A 15977-nucleotide genomic window follows, 5' to 3' on the forward strand; every position below is an offset into this window, starting at 1 on the left:
TGCGGACGTGAGCGAATCCACCGCACGCCTCGCCCTCGCGACCTGCGCCCAGCTGCCGGACCTCGACCCGGACGACCTGCCGCTGCGCGACGCGCTCGCTGCGCGGGGCGTCCCCACGGACGTCGTGGTGTGGGACGACCCGACGGTCGACTGGGCCGCCTACCCGCACGTCCTCATCCGCTCGACGTGGGACTACACGGACCGCCCCGCCCAGTTCGCCGACTGGACGCGGCGCGTGGAGCGCACCTCCACGCTGTTCAACCCGGCGGACGTCGTCGCCTGGAACATCGACAAGGCGTACCTGCGGGACCTGGAGCAGCGCGGCGTCCCGATCGTCCCCACCATCTGGCTCGACCCGGAGCGCAACCTCAACGCGCGCGCCATCCACACGCGGTTCCCGGCGTTCGGTGACTTCGTGATCAAGCCCACCGTCAGCGCGGGCTCGCGCGACACGGGCCGGTACGACGCGGGGGTCACACCGTCGCGCTCGCTGGCCATCACGCACGCCAAGAACCTGCTCGCCGTGGGCCGGCGCGTCATGCTGCAGCGCTACCTCACGCAGGTCGACACCCAGGGTGAGAGCGCGCTGGTGTACGTGGACGGCGAGTTCAGCCACTGCGTGCGCAAGGAGCCGCTGCTCGAGGGTCCGTACCGGGCGGGGGAGAAGGAGGGCGTCCTGTTCCGCGAGCGGGTCCTGGCCGCCCGCGACGCCACCGAGCAGGAGCGTGCCGTGGCCGACATGGTCGTCTCGGAGCTGGGCAAGATCTTCCCCGACCGTGCGCCCCTGCTCTACACCCGCGTCGACCTCATCCCCGACGACGAGAACCAGCCGGTCGTCCTCGAGGTCGAGCTCGCCGAGCCGTCCCTGTTCTTCGAGCACGCCCCGGGGGCCGTGGAGCGGTTCGCGGACGCGGTGCGCGCCCGACTGTGACGCGTCCGTCACGCGTCCCGCGGTCCACCGCGGCGTCGCGTGACGACCACAGCCCCGGTACCCGCTACACTCGTCGTCGGCCCGGCGCTCGCGTCGGACCAGGTGCCGCAGGACCGCTCCCTCCGGGGAACGGCCGGACCGGCACCGCGGTGGCTATAGCTCAGTAGGTAGAGCACCTGGTTGTGGTCCAGGGGGTCGCGGGTTCAAGTCCCGTTAGCCACCCCATAGCAGTAGGCTCCTGACCTGGGAGAACGTCCACGGGGATCGAACATTGATCCCCGTGGACACACCCCGAGGACACACGGAAGCCTGCAGGAGGCCGCAATGGCACCCAATCCGCAGCCGTACCGGGCCAAAGGCGGCGCCATCTCCTGGCATGTCCGCTTCCGTGTCCGCGGGCACGCGAACCCCGTCAAGGAGACGTTCGGCCCGTTCGACAACGATCCTGACGGGGAGCGCGCGTACCGCGAGGCGCGGAAGTTCGCGGACCTCGTCGAGTCCGCCGGCGGTGACGCGGCGCGCGCGACCCGCCGTCAGGGCGAGGACAGCGCCCGCACGATGCCGACGCTGCGCACGTGGTTCGACAAGCACCTCGAGGCGGTCGCGTCCTACGCGGCGGGCGGCACGGTCTACGGGTACTACCGGGAGGCTGAGCGCACGTGGCTGCCGCACCTCGGCGGCCTCGCGCTCGACGCCATCACCCGCGACTCGGTCACTCGGTGGGTCGCCTGGCAGCGCGAGCAGGAGACGTCGCGCTCGGTGAAGGCGCGGGAGAAGGCGCGCGATGCTGGCCTCCCGGAGCCGCCCAAGGTGCTGGTGTCCCAGAAGACCCTCAGGAACGCGCACGGGCTGCTGTCGTCCGTGCTGCAGGCAGCCGTCGAGGCCGAGCTCATCCCGCGCAACGTCGCCAAGGGCATGTCGCTCCCGTCGGACGAGGAAGAGCACGAGATGGAGGTCTTCACCGCCGACGAGTGGGACCGGATGTACGACGCCCTGCCCGAGCACTGGCGGCCTCTCGCGCTCTTCCTGCTCGTGATCGGGGCGCGCATCGGTGAGGCGTCGGCCGTCATGGTGAAGGACATCGACCTCGGCGCGGGCACGGTGCGCCTGCGGCGGGCATGGAAGAAGGGTGAGCGGGACTCGCGCTACCTCGGCACCACGAAGACCCGCCGTGGGGTGCGGACGGTCGTCATGGGGCCCGCCCTGACGGAGGCTCTGCGCCCGCTCGCCGAGGGCAGGGAGGCTGACGCGCTCGTCTTCACGGCGCCTGAGGGTGGCAGGGTGTACGCCCAGCACTTCCGGAACAGGGTGTGGCAGCCGGCGCTCAAGCGGGCGGGCATCACGAAGCATGTGACGCCGCACGGTCTGCGGCACACGTCCGCGTCGTGGCTCCTGGGCAAGGGTGTGGCTCCTCAGGTGGTGCAGCACCGGCTCGGGCATGAGTCGCTGTCGACGACGTCGAAGGTCTACGCGCATCTGCTGACCGACGCGCAGCTTGCGGCGGTCGAGGTCATGGACCAGGCGACGCGGCGACAGATCGCGCCGTGAGCGGGGGTGGGTGAGGGTCGGTTCTTCACCCGGTCGCGTACTGGCGCACCTCCTAAACTAGGAGGTAGAGTGAGTGTCACGAGGTCAGGGGAACAGCCCCAGACCACCGGGCCAGACGGAGGCCATCATGCGCAGCACCAAGTTCTTCAACGTCGTCGAGCTCCAGTCCTACACCGACGCGCAGGTCGAGTTCATCGCCTCCGTCGAGGGTGACTACACCGACGAGGACCGCAGCCTCGCGTCTATCAAGGCGGACTACCCCGAGGAGATGGCCGCCCGCGCCTGACCCCAACGACACGACGCCCCGCCCCTCGCCACGAGGGGCGGGGCGCTCGACTACCAGGAGGACGACATGGACGAGGGCGAGCAGAAGCGCCGCATGGACCCGGGCGAGTTGCAGACGATCCGTGAGGCGCTGGGCCTGACGGGAGACCACCTGGCGGCGATGCTGTCGGTCAACCCGCGGACGCTGCGGGCGTGGGAGGCGGGCCGGGAGCCGATCCCGCGGCGCGTCGGCGGGGAGGTCGAGGTCATCGAGGAGTACACGAGGGGCGCTGTCGAGGAGGTCGTCGCGGCGCTGCAGGACGCTTCCGACGTGGCTGTGCTGGTGTACCGCACCGATGAGGAGATGCATGCGGCACGGCCGGACATGTCCCACCTGCCTGCCCGGTGGTGGCGGCACGTCGTCTACCGGGCTGCCGAGCGTGTCCCGGGCGTCGAGATCGTGAGCGCGGCGTCCGATGCCTGAGGCTCGAGCGTCCCGCATCGACCCGGACACCCGCGCGGTCGTCGTCACCACAGTCGCCCTCGTCGGCACTCTCGGCGCTGTCTCCTTCGCCGTCTCCTTCGCCGGCCTGGTCGCGGTCGCTGAGTGGGCCGAGCTGCCCCGGTGGCTGCGGTGGGCGGTCCCCGTGTTCGTGGATGGCGCACTCCTGGCCTACACCCTGGCGATCCTGGTGCAGCGCGCGCGGGGTGAGAGCACGCGGTTCTCGTGGGCCGCGCTCGGGACGTTCACCCTCGTGTCGGTCGGGGCGAACGCCGCGCACGTCCTCGGCACGGGCGACGTCCAGGACTGGCGCACCCTCGTCGGTGCCGGCCTGGCTGCCCTCGCGCCCCTGGGTGTCCTGGCTGCGACTCACACGGTGGCGGATCTGGCTATCGCGCGTCCCGGGGTGGTCCAGGTGTGGGACGAGCCGGGACAGCAGGTGGATCAGGTGGCTGAGGCGCGGCGGCTGCGGGAGGTCGAGGGGTTGTCACATCGGGCGATTGCGGCCACTCTCGGCGTCAGCAAGTCGACCGTGGCCCGCTGGGTGGCTCATGCCGGGGCGGTCGAGGTGGCGTGAGGAGCCAGCCGTGAGTGACGAGAAGAAGCCGAGCCGGATGGACGAGTTTCTGCGGATCGTCGGCGCGGTGGCGCTGCTGTACGGCGGGATGTACGCGCTCTCGCAGTGTGGTGGTCCGGCGGCGCAGGGCTGCTCCTACAGTGATGGGCTCACAGGGGCTGAGTGCTAGCCCCGCCGCACATCCCCAGCCCTCACCCACACCACCCGCGGGTGTAGCCGCTGCTCCCTGGTGGCGACGCGCACGAGGTCCCGGGTCCACTCGAGCGCGAGGCCGTCGATCCATTCGTCGCCGCTGGTCCACTCGATGCGCACGTGCACGGGGATGGGGTGGTCGACGTCGCGGTGGTCGCCTGGTGGCACGGGGAGCACGTTGGGTGGGTGCTCGACGCCTTCGAGGGCTGGGCGGGTGTTGTCCATGGGGCCAGTGTGCGGGCATGACGAAACGCCCCTCCCGACCCGGCGTGGGTCAGGAGGGGCGTTCGTGGTGGTGGGTTAGGCCACGATCATGAGTTCGACGTCGTCCATGTCGATGACCTCGCCGGTGGTGATGGCCGCGTTCGTGTCGACGTAGCAGCCGACGCGGGCCGTGGTCTTGCCCGCAGACACAACCCCCTCGATCTCGATGCGCTGCCACCCACCGGTGGCGATCTGCTTGGCCCCGATGATCTGCAGGCTGGGCGACCCTGTGTTGAGGGTGGGGTAGATCACGCGGCCGGGGAGCGCCTTGACCCATGCGACGCCGCGCACGACCACCCCACCGGTGACCGCGCCAGTCGTGGTGATGACGCCGTACCCGCTACCCCCGGTCCCGCTGTAGGTCCCACGCAACACGTAGGAGCCGCTGTGTGCGGCGGCCCCGACGTTCGGTCGTGTCAAGGTCGCGTTGAGGGAGGTTGCCCCGGTTGTCGTGGTCTCGAACGAGGGGTCACTCAGGAGGTTGGTCGGGGTTGCGGTGGTGATGTTGTCGCGGATGTCGGCGCTGTTGTCGACGGCCTGCTCGTTGAGCAGGCCGCCGGCGACGTTCTCCACGAAGCGGTTCCCCGTGATGCGGGGGCGACCAGAGGCGTACTCGGCGGCGCCCGCGAGGGCGAGCCCGTAGCCTGCGTTGCGCCGCGCGACATTGTCGACCACCCGGAGGCGACCCGTAGACGCGGCGAGCCTGACCCCGTCACCGGCGTTCCCGAGGATCTCGTTCCCGACGACACTGAGGTCGACCGCGGCGACATCGAGCCGGATGCCGGCACCGGCGTTGTTCTTGATCTTGCACCCCTTGACGGTGATGCCAGTGCCCACGAGTGCACCCGTGGGAGCCCACACACCAGGGCCAGCGTTGTCGAAGATCAGCACGTCGGAGAGCGTCAGGCCGCCCTCAGCGACATCCCGCAGGATGACACCGCCTCCGGCCTGTGCACCGTTGCCTGAGATCGTCCCGCCCGAGATGAGCACGTCCTTGCCGCCACCCTTGGACGCGCCGGTGCCGCGCAGGATCACGCCCGCGTACTCGTTGTCCACGAAGTGGCAGCCCGTGTACGTGGACCCGTTGCCGCCGGCCTCGAACAGGCCGTGCCAGTTCCGCTTGCCGATGCACCCGACCATCGAGAAGCCGCGCGAGCTGTACAGCGCCTCAGGTCGGTTCAGGTGCTCGATGAAGAACCCGTGGGAGTAGTTGTTGAACGACAGGCAGTTGATGAGCGTGACGGACTCGTTGGGTGCGCCGCCGTTGCCGATGCCGAAGCCCGCGCCTGTGCCGTTGCGGTTCGGGGGGACGCCGCGACCGGCGTTCGACGCGACGCAGTCCACGAGGACCGAGTCTTCGAGGAAGTCGCACCCGAAGCCGGTGGCCCACGAGTTGTGAATGTGGACCCTCTCCCAGCGGGCGCGGCGCATGTGCTGGATGAACATGCCCTTCATGGCGTGGTTGTAGCCGCCACTACTCTGGTTCGCGCAGTCCACCGTGAAGCCGGTGAACACCAGGTCGTCGTGGTACTGGCCCTCGACCCACTCGTCTCCGGTGAACCCGTGCAGGAAGGCTGTGTTGCCGAAGGGCAGGAACGTGGTCTGTGCGGGCCCCTGCCCAACGATCCCCACGCCGGACTTGTAGAGCACGTTGATGTCGGTGGCCTTGAATCGCCCCGCGGGGAAACTGACCTGGTACGGCAGCTTCCGGCCGAGCGTGGGTGTCTGTGCGGCGTACTCGACGGCGAGCGTGTCCCATGCCCGCTGCAGGATCGCGCTCATGTCGACCTGCCCGGTGGGGTCGAGCGTCTCTCCGGGGAGAAGGAAGCCCCGGATGTCTCGCACCAGGGTGGTGGGCGCGAACGAGTCGCGCGCGACACCCAGGCTCACAGCGTCGTCGTCATCCACGGGCGCCGCGGTCTTGAGCGTGCCCGCGCCGGTGCGCCGCGCCACGGTCTGCGGCTCGGGGGCGACGGTGGCCTGGCCGATGGACGCCAGCGCCGCCTCAGCAGCCTCAGCCGCAGCCCGCGCCGCCACCACGTCCGCACCCCACGAGTCCGGCACCGACACCGCGTCACCCGCGACCGTGGACGCCGGGACCGTGGTGTCGAGGTCCAGCACGCCATCACCCTCGGGCAGGACGAAAGGACCGATGGTGAAGGGGACGCCGATCGACCGCCCGGCCTCGTCGAGGTAGCGGACCTGCGCGATGTACCGGTGGCTGTACGCACCCTCCGCCGACACATCGAGGATCGCGCCGCTGCGGCCGTCCTTCCAGCCCTGGACGTCAGTGCGCGGCAGAGTCAGCACCACCTCGCTGCCAGGCTCAGACGTCGACTGCGTGCCCACGTTCTCGAACCGGTAGCCAGTCGCCGCCCACACCAGCGGACGGCTCGCGGTCACGGTCACCTGCACCCGCAGCAGGGCCGCCGACTCAAGGACAGTCGCACCCCCCACGGACACCGACCGCACAGGGACATAAGAGGGGAGGGGCATCTTGACTCCTCAGTCGGTGGTGCCGGGGGGTGTGCGGGGGTGACTCAGCGGGCGTGCTTGCCCACAGCGATCTCGTTCGCCAGCGACGGGCCGTCACTGCGAGTGATCGCGTCCGAGCCGATCGACGTCAGCAGCGACAGGACGAAGCCGCCGGCAGCGAAACCACCGACCTCGGGCCACGCGACCGCCAGGACGTTGAGCTGGTCGGCACCGAGGACGAGGATCGCGGCCTGGGCGGCGGACTTCACGGCACGCTCGAGCGAAGCGATCCAGAAGCGGCGAGTGAACACGGACATGGGGTCTCCTCAGAGGTCGTCGGCGATGCTCGCCGGGGGGATAGGAGGCGCCGGGATCCCATCCGGCATGTGCCGGGTGATCCACATCGTCAGGCGCCGCACATGCTCGATCGCCGACCAGTACCGCGACCGCCACGTCTGGATCTCCTCATCCATCTGCGCGATCTTGCGGTCCTGCGCGTCGAGGCGTTCGTCCTGCTTGCCCAGCCGCTCGAGCAGCGGCTTGATCTGCGTCTCGTGGAGCGCCTGCACCAGGCGGTCCCACTCCTCGGTGTTTGCCGCACGCAGGACGGCAGCACCCTCGTCGTGGTCGCGGCGATTCTGAGCACGAGCCCGGAAGATCAGGACCAGGCCACCGCTACCCACGATCGCGCCCAGGGTGCCGCTGATCGCCGACAGCCACTGGATTGCGCTCACAGCGCCCCTCCCTGGCTGTGCACCGCCCGGTGGTACCGGTAGAGCCGCACCATCAGGACGCCCGCGCGGATCAGAGACGCGACCCCGACAGCGCCGATGATCGCCGCCACCAGGGCCACACCCACCGTGTCCGAGTGCCGCACCAAGACCACCGAGTACCCGCCAGCCGTCAGCCCTAGAGGCACACGCCCGCCGAGCTCCACAGCCCAGCCCACCGGTGCGTGCGTCAGGACGCCGATGAGCGACACCGCAGCGGCCACGGTGAAGACGGCCGCCCACAGGACGGACGCCGACGACCCCGCCGTGGCTATGAGCGCCGGCGGGTGCGTGTCCGCCGCGAGCATCACGACCCCACCGGCGGCACTCGCCGACAGCAGGGTCACCGTGTCGGGGGTCCGCTCGTGGCGGTGACGATGTGGCATCAGCCGAGCCCGCCGAGGACCCGCCGCAGGACACGCTCAGTGGCGGCCTCGACCTGCGCCTCAGTGAGGTCCGTCTCATCGGCCAGCGCCGACACGACCGCCGGGACGAGAGCCGTGGTCACCGACTGCGCCAGGGCCTGCTCGTCGACTCGCGCACCGGACAGCAGGGAGCGCATCGCGACGGCCCACCACGAAGAGGGGTTCGCCGCCGCGATGTCACCGATGTTCTTCCGCAGCGTCTCGGCGGTGCGGCGGTCGGACGAGTCGACCCACCACGGCGCACCCACTCGGCCAGGACCGCCGTCGCCGAGGTTCGAGCGCAGAGTCTCGGCGATCAGCGTGGGCAGCGCCTCCGCCAGCAGCCGAGGAAGGTTCTCCGCCAGAGTCACTGCCGTGATGCGCTTGAGGTCCTGCTCGCTGTACGGCATGTCGTCCTCCTGGTCGATGCCCGGGATGGGCGCGGTGATGATGTCGGGGAGCGTGATGCCGCCGCCGGAGCTGCCGGGGTTGCTGACGGTGGTCGCGCTGCTGCGCAGGTTCACGCCGCGAGCCCGGAAGAACGGCTCGGGGTCAACCGCGCTGGTGGACGTCGACCACGACACGCCAGCCTCGAAGCACTCGAGGTGCAGGTGTGGACCGGTCGCCGCACCCGTCGCGCCCATCGCACCGAGCACCTGCCCGGCCCGCAGCGACGCACCAGCACCGACCGTCGGGCCCGCGAAGTGCTGGTACCGCAGCGCCGAGCCGTCAGTGCACCGCTGCACGAGCCAGTACCCGCGGACGGTGGAGTACCCCGAGGCGAGCACGGTGCCGTCGGTCGCGGCGAGCACAGGGAAGCCGAGCGCCCCAGCGCGCTGGGGCGCGAGGTCGATGCCGCGGTGCCACGTCGAGCCGACGCCGCCAGGGGACGAGCGGGGGCCGTAGTCGGACGTGAAGCGCGCGCCTGCACCGGCGGGACGGATCCACGCCATCAGGAGGTCACCGGGCCGAGATCCGTGACCGAGAGCTCGTTGATGAACTGGCCGTCGTAGCCCACGCTCGCAGCGCCCGCCCCGCTCCACACCGACAGCGAGTGCGCGCCAGGAGCGACCGACACGACCTTGGTGAGACCATCGATCACGCGCCGGTCACCGTGGTTGCCGCCGTACGAGTAGTTCATCGTCCCGACGAATGTGCCGTCCACGCGGAACTTGATGTTGACCGCGCCCGTGTTGCCGCCGTTGTACATGAACGCCGTCCACGTCATCTTCACCAGGTGATTCGGACCCGGAGGAATGACGAAGTCGGTGACCTCGGCGTTCTTGGTGTCGACGGGCCCGACGCCTGTGGCACCGATGGTCGCCACGCGCGGCTCAGCGATCGGCGCTGCCACACGGCTGCCCTGCGTGGCGCCGTCGTACATCCACAGCGTCCGCGTGTCGACCTGGTGCACGTACAGCGGGCTGCTCGGTGTCGGAGTGTGCGCCGCAGCGACCGCCTCCCGGGATGCCGCGTTCGCCGCCGGGACGATGCCACCACGAGCAGCCGACCGCGCCGCAACCGGGGTGATCGTCACCGAGGCGTGCGACGTCTGCGTCGCGCCCGCAGACACACGAGCCTCCGCCAGGACCAGCGCACCAGCAGGCACCGAGCCGGTGGGCCGCGACGGCGACCCGCTCGAGCTGCCCGATGTGACACCGACCTGGACCTGGGAGTCAGCGTCGCCGGAGTCCACGTCACGCTGACGGACCCAGATCAGGTCCCAGCGCGACCCGGACGCAGGCGCAGCAGCCACCGCAGGCGTCGGCGTCGTCCCATCGATGGACGCGAGCACCGCCCCGTCGCTGGCCCCGCGTGTCAGGACCACGTGCCCGGCGCTGACGGTGTACGTCCACCCCGATGTGCCACTGACGGCGCACCCGGACAGGACCCCGGGAGTGACGCCCAGGTCCCCAGCGGGAGCCACGAGGCCCGCCAGTGCCAGGCGTGCGTCCTGCGGAGAGGTCCCCGCACTGGCGTCCTTTCGGACAAAAAGCCCACGACGACCGGCCATGTGCGCCTCCAAAGGGTGAAGAGAGGGCGGGCCTATACCACAAACGGGTGAGCCCAAGTAACATTCGAGCCATGCAGATCAAGGGGGCCATCATTGGATCGGCCGTAACACTCGTCGTACTCGCAGGCGGTCTGTCCGCCGCGGCACTGGCAAACGCTCAGGAATCGCCCGAGAGCGAGCCGACGCCCACCCCGACCGTGGAGGCGACGCCGACCGTGACGCCCACCCCCGAGCCGACCCCGGAGGCTGTCGTGACTCCCGAGCCCGTCATCGAGGAGCCCGCGCCCGTCGAGCCCGCACCGGTCGAGCCCGCGCCCGAGCCGGAGCCCGTCGAGCCCCCCGCGGCCGAGCCCCCCGCGCCTCGGTCCGGCGACAACGCCGTTCCCCCGCGTGACCTCGACCTCGGAGTCCCGCCGCCGCCCAACGACGGCGGCTTCCCCTCTGGCCCTACCGGCTAAAGAGGGCGACCCCTTCGATGCCTGCGAAGTTCGTCGCGTCCGCGCCGACCGGAGCAGTGGTCCGGACACTGGCCCACACCTGCACCTGAGTCGCGCCCGGCGGGATGAGGTGGGTCACGCTGTGGGGTGCCGCGACCGTCGACTGGAACCCGTTGGCGATCGTGTCCTGGCACGTCGCGCCCCATGACTCCGCCGCGCCAACGACCTTCGAGTACGTCTGCACGTACAGGTAGACCGTCGCCCCCGAAGAGTTGTAGCAACGTGCGACGGACGAGCCCGAGAATGTGAACTTGGTGAATCCGGCGGGGATCGGCAGGGTGCAAACGCCATGCGCTGCGAACGTCGTCCCGTAGCCAATCCCAGCGCTGTTCCCCGCCGCATCAACGAACTCGATGGGGTTCGAGAGCGCCTCGTTGTCGATGATCCCCGCCGGCAACGACAGAGTGCCCTCGATGCGCATGTCACCGGAGAACGTCGCGTCGCCGCTGACGTCGAGCGACCCCAGAACCTCAAGGGTCCGCTCGATCGTCATCGACTCCGGAGTGACCCGGATCCCAGCCGACCGCAGGATCGCGGACCCGACGTCGTTGAGCTCGCCGCGGATCCGCTGCAGCTGCTGAGCGAGGTCCGCGAACGCTGACGGGTCGTTCTGCCGACCCGGACCCTGCAGGCTCGTCACCCCGCCACCTCCGTCGGAACCATGCTCAGATCCACGAACGCGGACCCGACCGAGCCCTTCATCGACGCCAGACGAGTCCGGTACATCCCCGGGTCGAGCAGCACCATGTCCTCACCCACCCGGATCGACCACCAGTCACCCGGGCGGTACTGACCCACACGCTCGTCCGCATGCACACGCAGCGACCACGTCTGCCACGGCCTGTCGTTACCCTCGAGGTCCGCCGCAGCGTGACCATCGATCGTGGCCTGCTCGATCACCGACGAGTACGACCGCGCCGACTCGAGCAGCGGGTAGCCCGCAGCGATCAGGTCCGGTCGCGTCGCAGGGCGTGAGATCAGCGTGGCCTCGTCCGTGCCCGAGCCCTTGGCGAACGCACGCACAGCCGCCGACGACGCATCCTCCGTCACCGAGAAGTCCGCGACAGAGCCGCGCGGGGCCGACGTGTCGAGCGCCCAGTCGATGCCCGCCTGGTGCAATGTCGGATCAGCCGCCGTGCCCACGCGCATCACCCACTCGATGCCCATGCGATCGGCAGTCATGCGCGGATCGAACGCCACCTCGGGGCCACCCTGGACCTCGGACAGCTCACGAAGACGCTGCTCCACCGTCGCCAGGTCAGACCCCGGGTACGTGCGCTCATGCCCGCCCGCCTCATCCGGCGGCAGCACGATCGGCAGGTCACCGCCAGTGTGCGCGAGAGCCGCCTGCACCAGGCGCTTGGCGATCGTCCCCAGCGACAGACCCGACCAGGACAGCGACGACGACGCCACCGCACCAGCCGTACCCCACGCGATCTGATGCGACAGCAGCAGCCGGTGATCGAAGGCCGCCCGCAGCCCAGTCGCACGGACCTCCAAGCGGCCCGACGCCCGATCCATCGAGCGCTGCCACACCGGACCCGCCTCGATGACCCGCTCACCAGCCACGACCGCCATGAAAACCCGCGTCGGCTCAGTCGCCACACGGATGTCCGACCGCTGACCGCGACCAGGACGCCACCGCACCACACCCGCCGGAGCAGGGGACACCGTGCGCTCGAGACGCTGGAACTCGGCGGCCGTCAGCGGGATGGACGCCGAGATCGACCCCGCACCACCGGCCGAGATCGACCAGTCCGCAGCAGCCACCGGCACCGCCACCAGCCGCCGACCCGTCCGCAGCTCACCCAGGATGATGCTGTACACGCGTCACCACCAAGCGGGTCGGAAGATGACAGTGAGCGTGCCGTCAGCGAACGGACCATCAGGGATGAACGCAAACGACGCCGACTCACCCGGACCCACAGGCGACCACTCGGCGCGCGTGAGCATGCCGCTGTAGTCGACATCGCCGCCGTTGAGGACCACCAGACCCGTCGCCGAATCGATCAGCAGACGATCACCAGCAGCCACCGACTGCGCGAACGACAACCGCCGCCCCGACTCCACATGCACGATCGAGAAGGGCGGCGTGGGGCCCGTCACCTCGAACTGCGGAGAGGTCGCCGCGGTGCCGATGTTCGTCACCGTCACCCGGCCTGTGGAGCCCTGAGCGCCGAACTCGAGGTAGCCCGTGTCAGTGACGCCATCCGTGAAGAGCGGGAACTCGAGACCGCCCGCGGCGAAGGGGAAGCTGGTGCTCTCGTTGATGGTGTCGCCGTAGCGGAGAGGGTCAGCCGCTCGCCACTCGATGACGAACGGCACGACGCCCACGGCCCAGTCGAGATCCGTGGGCGTCTGGAACGCCGTGAGCCTCGCCGTCGCCGTCAGCGTCCGACCAGCCCTAGTGATCCGCAGATCCTCACCCGACCCGCCACCCGGAGCCCACGTCATCACGCTCGAGAGCTCAGCCAGCAGCGCATCCCGGTCAGGCGACACGATCTGCCCGCCCAGGGTGACGATCCGCTCATCGGACCACACGGGGGTGTCGAAGCCCCCGTGAGCGAGCGGGCGGCCGGGCGAGTCCCCGCGCGAGGCGGGCAGTTCATCCCAGCCACGCAGCGACCTGACGCCAAACGGGGAGCCACGGTCAGACGAGAGCGTGAGCCCCCGCCACTCGACAGTCGTGCACGAGAGCGTCACCGCGACCTCCCCGCCGTCTGCCGCTGCCAGGCCGCCTCGAACTCCTTGACCGCCGCCCGGGGATCCGCGACCACCATGCTCCCGATCAGCGGCGCACCATCCCGCGGCGAGCCGGGGACCTGGACCACGACAGGCGCCTGAGTGGCCGACGGGCTAGATGCGTACTGCCGCACATGCCCGCCGTCCGCGAACCCAGGCGCAGGCCGGTACGTCCCCGCGTTGACCGCAGCCATGAACGCCGAGCCGTACTTGGCGACACTCGCCGCCTTGATGACCCACTCGCCGTTCGACAGCCACGCCGGGATCGAGTCCGACGTGCCCGTGCCAGGACCATGCACGCCGCCACCACCCGGGAAGCCCCGCGTCGCACCACCAGTCGCGTACCCCAGCACACCGAAGGGGTCACCCACAGGCCCACCGGTAGCCATCGCCGCCTGCCCGTACTGCTTGATCGCCACCGACGCCGTCACCGTCTTGCCGTCGATGCTGTTCAGCGTCTGGTCGAGCACGCCGAGCCGCGACAGCGCGTCAGACAGGCCCTTGACCGCGACCTCCACGCTCACGTCCGCGGGGATCAGCCCGAGCTCATCCGCCAGGCGGTGCGCCTCGTCAGACGTCATGCCCATCTGACCCGCGACCGACAGGAACCGGTCACGCGTGGTCTGCATCTGCGCCTGCAGATCCTCCTGCGTCGACCCGTTCTCACGCATCGATGCGATGACATCCCAGCCAGCCGACGCCACGTCATCGAGAGCCGCCTGGTTCGCGCGGCCCTTCTCCGTGGTGATGTCGAGCGTCGCCCCGTTCTCCTTGAGTGCGGCGTCGGCGTCAGCCACCGACTGCTCGAACTGCCGCTCCGCGTCCCGAAGCGACAGGACCACGCCGGCAGCCTCCTGCTGAGCCTCGACGAGCTCCTTGAGTGCGTCGGTGTACTGCTCGGTGGTCTGCGTCCCAGCGCGCTGCGCGTCGGCATACCGCTCCACTGCCGAGGCGGCGCCATCAGAAGCCACGCCCGCCGCCTCATCCGCCCGAGCCTTGCGGACAGCCTCCTTCTCGGCCGCGCTCAGCCCAGCGGCCTCACGGTCGAGCAGGCCGATCAGGTCCTCCGCCTTGGCCTTCTCCGGCGCGCCAAAGGTGTCCAGGTACTCACGCCGCGCGGCCGTCACGCGCACAATCGCGTCCCGCTCGCCCAGGACGTAGCCCGTGAGGTCGTCAGTGGCGATGCCGAGCTCATTGGCGAAGTCGATCAGCGCGACCGGGTTCTCGCCGAACAGCCGCTCACCGACGGACTGCCCAAACTCCATCTTCGATAGAGCGCTGTTGATCTTTCGGACTGTCGCCTCGGTCTGGTTGCCCGCGCCGTCGAGCGTGTCAAGGTACTCGTCCGCCCTGGCTCGAGCCTCCGCCGCGTTCTTCGCCCAGTTGGCGAACGCCAGGGTCCCGACCGTGATGACCGCCGCGAGCCCACCAGCGAGCGCACCCGCCGCCTTCATCGAGATCCCGAGCCCCTGAACCGCGGCCTTCGTCTCGTGCACGCTCGTCACGAGCTTGCCCAGCCCGCCGATACCCAGCGTTGTGAGGCCGCCAGCGCCGACCAGGAGAGTCGTCGCCGACAGGATCGGCTCAGGCATCCCGCCGATGGCGTCGACCGCTGACTCGGCACCCTGCGCCATCTCCCGCAGGACCGCGTTGGCACCTGAGCCGGACTGGATGAGCGCCGTGTCGAGAGACCCGCCCAGCCGCTCGACGTCGCCCACGAGGTTGTCCGTCCGGATGCGCGCCTGCTCGGCCGCATACCCCTGCTCGTCGACCGCGTCGGTCCACTTCCGGATCCCCGGCTCGCCCTGCTCGTACAGCACGTTGGCCGCACGCACAGCATCCGACCCGAAGATCGTCGCCATGGCAGCGTTGCGCTGCTCCGGCGTCAGATCACGGAGCGCGTTCTGCAGGTTCCCGGCGAACTCGGCCAGGCCGATGAACTGACCCTGAGAGTCGTAGGCCGAGATCCCCAGCTCGTCCATCGCCCGCTGCGCTTCCTGCGACTGCGGGGTGAGGCGCTGCAGCATGCTCTTGAACGACGTGCCCGCGTCAGAGCCGACGAGGCCAGCCGACGCGAACGCCGTCAGGCCGGCGGTCGTCTCCTCGATCGACAGGCCCGTCTGGTCGGCGACGAGGCCGGCCTGCTTGAGCGCCATCCCGAGGTCGCCGACGCCGCCCTGAGCCTTGCCGGCACCCGCGGCGAGGAGGTCCGCGATGTGCGAGACCTGGTCACCCTTGAGCCCGAACTGGGTCATGGCCGTGGCCGCGATCTCCGCAGCCTCGCCCACGTCCATCGCGCCCGATGCCGCCAGGTTCAGCGCCCCACCAAGGCCGCCACCGAGGATGTCCGCCGTCGAGACGCCCGCCTTGGCCAACTCCTCGATCGCACCCGCAGCCTCGGTCGCGCTGTACTGCGTGTCAGCGCCAGCCTCAATCGCCGCCTGCCGCAGCAGGCCCATGTTCTCGGCCGTCTCCATCGTGGCCGCGCCGACCGACGACATCGCCTGGTCGAACTCCGCGAACCGCGTCACCGCGAGGACGGAGAACCCCGTCAGGACGAGCCCCGCCTTGGTGAAGCTGCTCGAGATGTGATCGATGTTCTGCTGGTTCTTCCCGACCCACTCGTCCGTGCGGTTGGCGGCATCCTGCGTCGCCTTCGCAGCTGTCTTGAGGCCATTCACCAAGCCGGTGACGTTCGCCCCGATGTTGATGACGATTGAGCGGTCGGCCACAGTTCATCCCCCCATCCGCGGATTCCGCTGGCACACTGCTCGGATGGACAGAAAGCGCGATCGAT

General features: G+C 70.0%; 17 protein-coding genes, 1 tRNA gene and 1 pseudogene. 8 read left to right on the plus strand and 11 right to left on the minus strand.

Going from position 1 to position 15977, the window contains the following annotated elements; all coding sequences use genetic code 11:
* Nucleotides 1-7: 7 nt before the first annotated feature.
* The 8 genes and pseudogenes from BMZ16_RS13895 to BMZ16_RS19350 all read left to right on the plus strand — a co-directional run bounded on the left by BMZ16_RS13895 (nt 8) and on the right by BMZ16_RS19350 (nt 3991).
* A complete protein-coding gene (locus tag BMZ16_RS13895) occupies nt 8-931 on the plus strand; it encodes an ATP-grasp domain-containing protein (RefSeq protein WP_089802114.1) in 924 nt (307 codons plus the stop codon).
* Between the two features lie 149 nt (nt 932-1080).
* Nucleotides 1081-1156 (plus strand) — tRNA-His (locus tag BMZ16_RS13900).
* Nucleotides 1157-1255: 99 nt separating this feature from the next.
* Nucleotides 1256-2479, plus strand: coding sequence for a tyrosine-type recombinase/integrase (locus tag BMZ16_RS13905; RefSeq protein ID WP_089801492.1), 1224 nt, complete (start codon nt 1256-1258; stop codon nt 2477-2479).
* A gap of 127 nt (nt 2480-2606) precedes the next feature.
* Nucleotides 2607-2765: a hypothetical protein gene (locus BMZ16_RS19345; RefSeq protein WP_177199712.1), complete on the plus strand. Its 159-nt coding sequence runs from the start codon at nt 2607-2609 to the stop codon at nt 2763-2765.
* 66 nt (nt 2766-2831) lie between these two features.
* Nucleotides 2832-3227 carry an Aca2/YdiL-like domain-containing protein gene (locus BMZ16_RS13910; RefSeq protein WP_089801494.1) on the plus strand — a complete coding sequence of 132 codons (396 nt, stop codon included), beginning with the start codon at nt 2832-2834 and terminating at the stop codon, nt 3225-3227.
* Nucleotides 3220-3612, plus strand: a pseudogene (locus BMZ16_RS13915) (DUF2637 domain-containing protein); the annotation flags it as partial. The gene BMZ16_RS13910 and the pseudogene BMZ16_RS13915, both read left to right, overlap by 8 nt.
* Nucleotides 3613-3693: 81 nt before the next feature.
* Nucleotides 3694-3822, plus strand: coding sequence for a helix-turn-helix domain-containing protein (locus BMZ16_RS20065; protein WP_369822643.1), 129 nt, complete (start codon nt 3694-3696; stop codon nt 3820-3822).
* 10 nt (nt 3823-3832) lie between these two features.
* Nucleotides 3833-3991 (plus strand): hypothetical protein, encoded by a 159-nt coding sequence (locus BMZ16_RS19350; RefSeq protein WP_177199713.1) that lies wholly within the window; start codon nt 3833-3835, stop codon nt 3989-3991.
* Here BMZ16_RS19350 and BMZ16_RS18985 read toward each other — a convergent pair.
* The 11 genes from BMZ16_RS18985 to BMZ16_RS13970 form a co-directional block, all read right to left on the minus strand.
* A complete protein-coding gene (locus BMZ16_RS18985) occupies nt 3988-4239 on the minus strand; it encodes a hypothetical protein (protein ID WP_143082841.1) in 252 nt (83 codons plus the stop codon). The two genes, BMZ16_RS19350 and BMZ16_RS18985, sit on opposite strands and share 4 nt — an antisense overlap.
* A gap of 75 nt (nt 4240-4314) precedes the next feature.
* A complete protein-coding gene (locus BMZ16_RS19970) occupies nt 4315-6681 on the minus strand; it encodes a right-handed parallel beta-helix repeat-containing protein (RefSeq protein ID WP_143082842.1) in 2367 nt (788 codons plus the stop codon).
* A gap of 137 nt (nt 6682-6818) precedes the next feature.
* Nucleotides 6819-7070 carry a holin gene (locus BMZ16_RS13925; RefSeq protein WP_218143366.1) on the minus strand — a complete coding sequence of 84 codons (252 nt, stop codon included), beginning with the start codon at nt 7068-7070 and terminating at the stop codon, nt 6819-6821.
* A 9-nt stretch (nt 7071-7079) separates the two neighbouring features.
* The gene (locus tag BMZ16_RS13930; RefSeq protein ID WP_089801500.1) at nt 7080-7487 is read right to left on the minus strand and encodes a hypothetical protein; all 408 of its coding nucleotides are present in this window, start codon (nt 7485-7487) and stop codon (nt 7080-7082) included.
* Entirely contained in the window at nt 7484-7909 is a 426-nt protein-coding gene (locus BMZ16_RS13935) for a hypothetical protein (protein ID WP_143082843.1), read from the minus strand. Before BMZ16_RS13935 ends, BMZ16_RS13930 begins: the two co-directional genes overlap by 4 nt.
* Nucleotides 7909-8880, minus strand: a complete 972-nt coding sequence (locus tag BMZ16_RS13940; RefSeq protein ID WP_089801504.1) for a M23 family metallopeptidase — start codon at nt 8878-8880, stop codon at nt 7909-7911. The genes BMZ16_RS13935 and BMZ16_RS13940 overlap by 1 nt, the downstream gene beginning before the upstream one ends.
* Nucleotides 8880-9341 carry a hypothetical protein gene (locus BMZ16_RS18990; RefSeq protein WP_143082844.1) on the minus strand — a complete coding sequence of 154 codons (462 nt, stop codon included), beginning with the start codon at nt 9339-9341 and terminating at the stop codon, nt 8880-8882. The genes BMZ16_RS13940 and BMZ16_RS18990 overlap by 1 nt, the downstream gene beginning before the upstream one ends.
* A 1047-nt stretch (nt 9342-10388) precedes the next feature.
* Nucleotides 10389-11078, minus strand: coding sequence for a hypothetical protein (locus BMZ16_RS13955; protein WP_089801510.1), 690 nt, complete (start codon nt 11076-11078; stop codon nt 10389-10391).
* Nucleotides 11075-12265 carry a hypothetical protein gene (locus BMZ16_RS13960; protein WP_089801511.1) on the minus strand — a complete coding sequence of 397 codons (1191 nt, stop codon included), beginning with the start codon at nt 12263-12265 and terminating at the stop codon, nt 11075-11077. The genes BMZ16_RS13955 and BMZ16_RS13960 overlap by 4 nt, the downstream gene beginning before the upstream one ends.
* A 3-nt stretch (nt 12266-12268) precedes the next feature.
* Nucleotides 12269-12979, minus strand: a complete 711-nt coding sequence (locus BMZ16_RS13965) for a phage distal tail protein (protein WP_143082845.1) — start codon at nt 12977-12979, stop codon at nt 12269-12271.
* Nucleotides 12980-13137: 158 nt separating this feature from the next.
* Nucleotides 13138-15912 (minus strand): phage tail tape measure protein, encoded by a 2775-nt coding sequence (locus BMZ16_RS13970; protein ID WP_089801514.1) that lies wholly within the window; start codon nt 15910-15912, stop codon nt 13138-13140.
* Nucleotides 15913-15977 lie beyond the last annotated feature (65 nt).

It is taken from the genome of Cellulomonas sp. KH9 (assembly GCF_900114185.1).
Classification (GTDB): domain Bacteria; phylum Actinomycetota; class Actinomycetes; order Actinomycetales; family Cellulomonadaceae; genus Cellulomonas.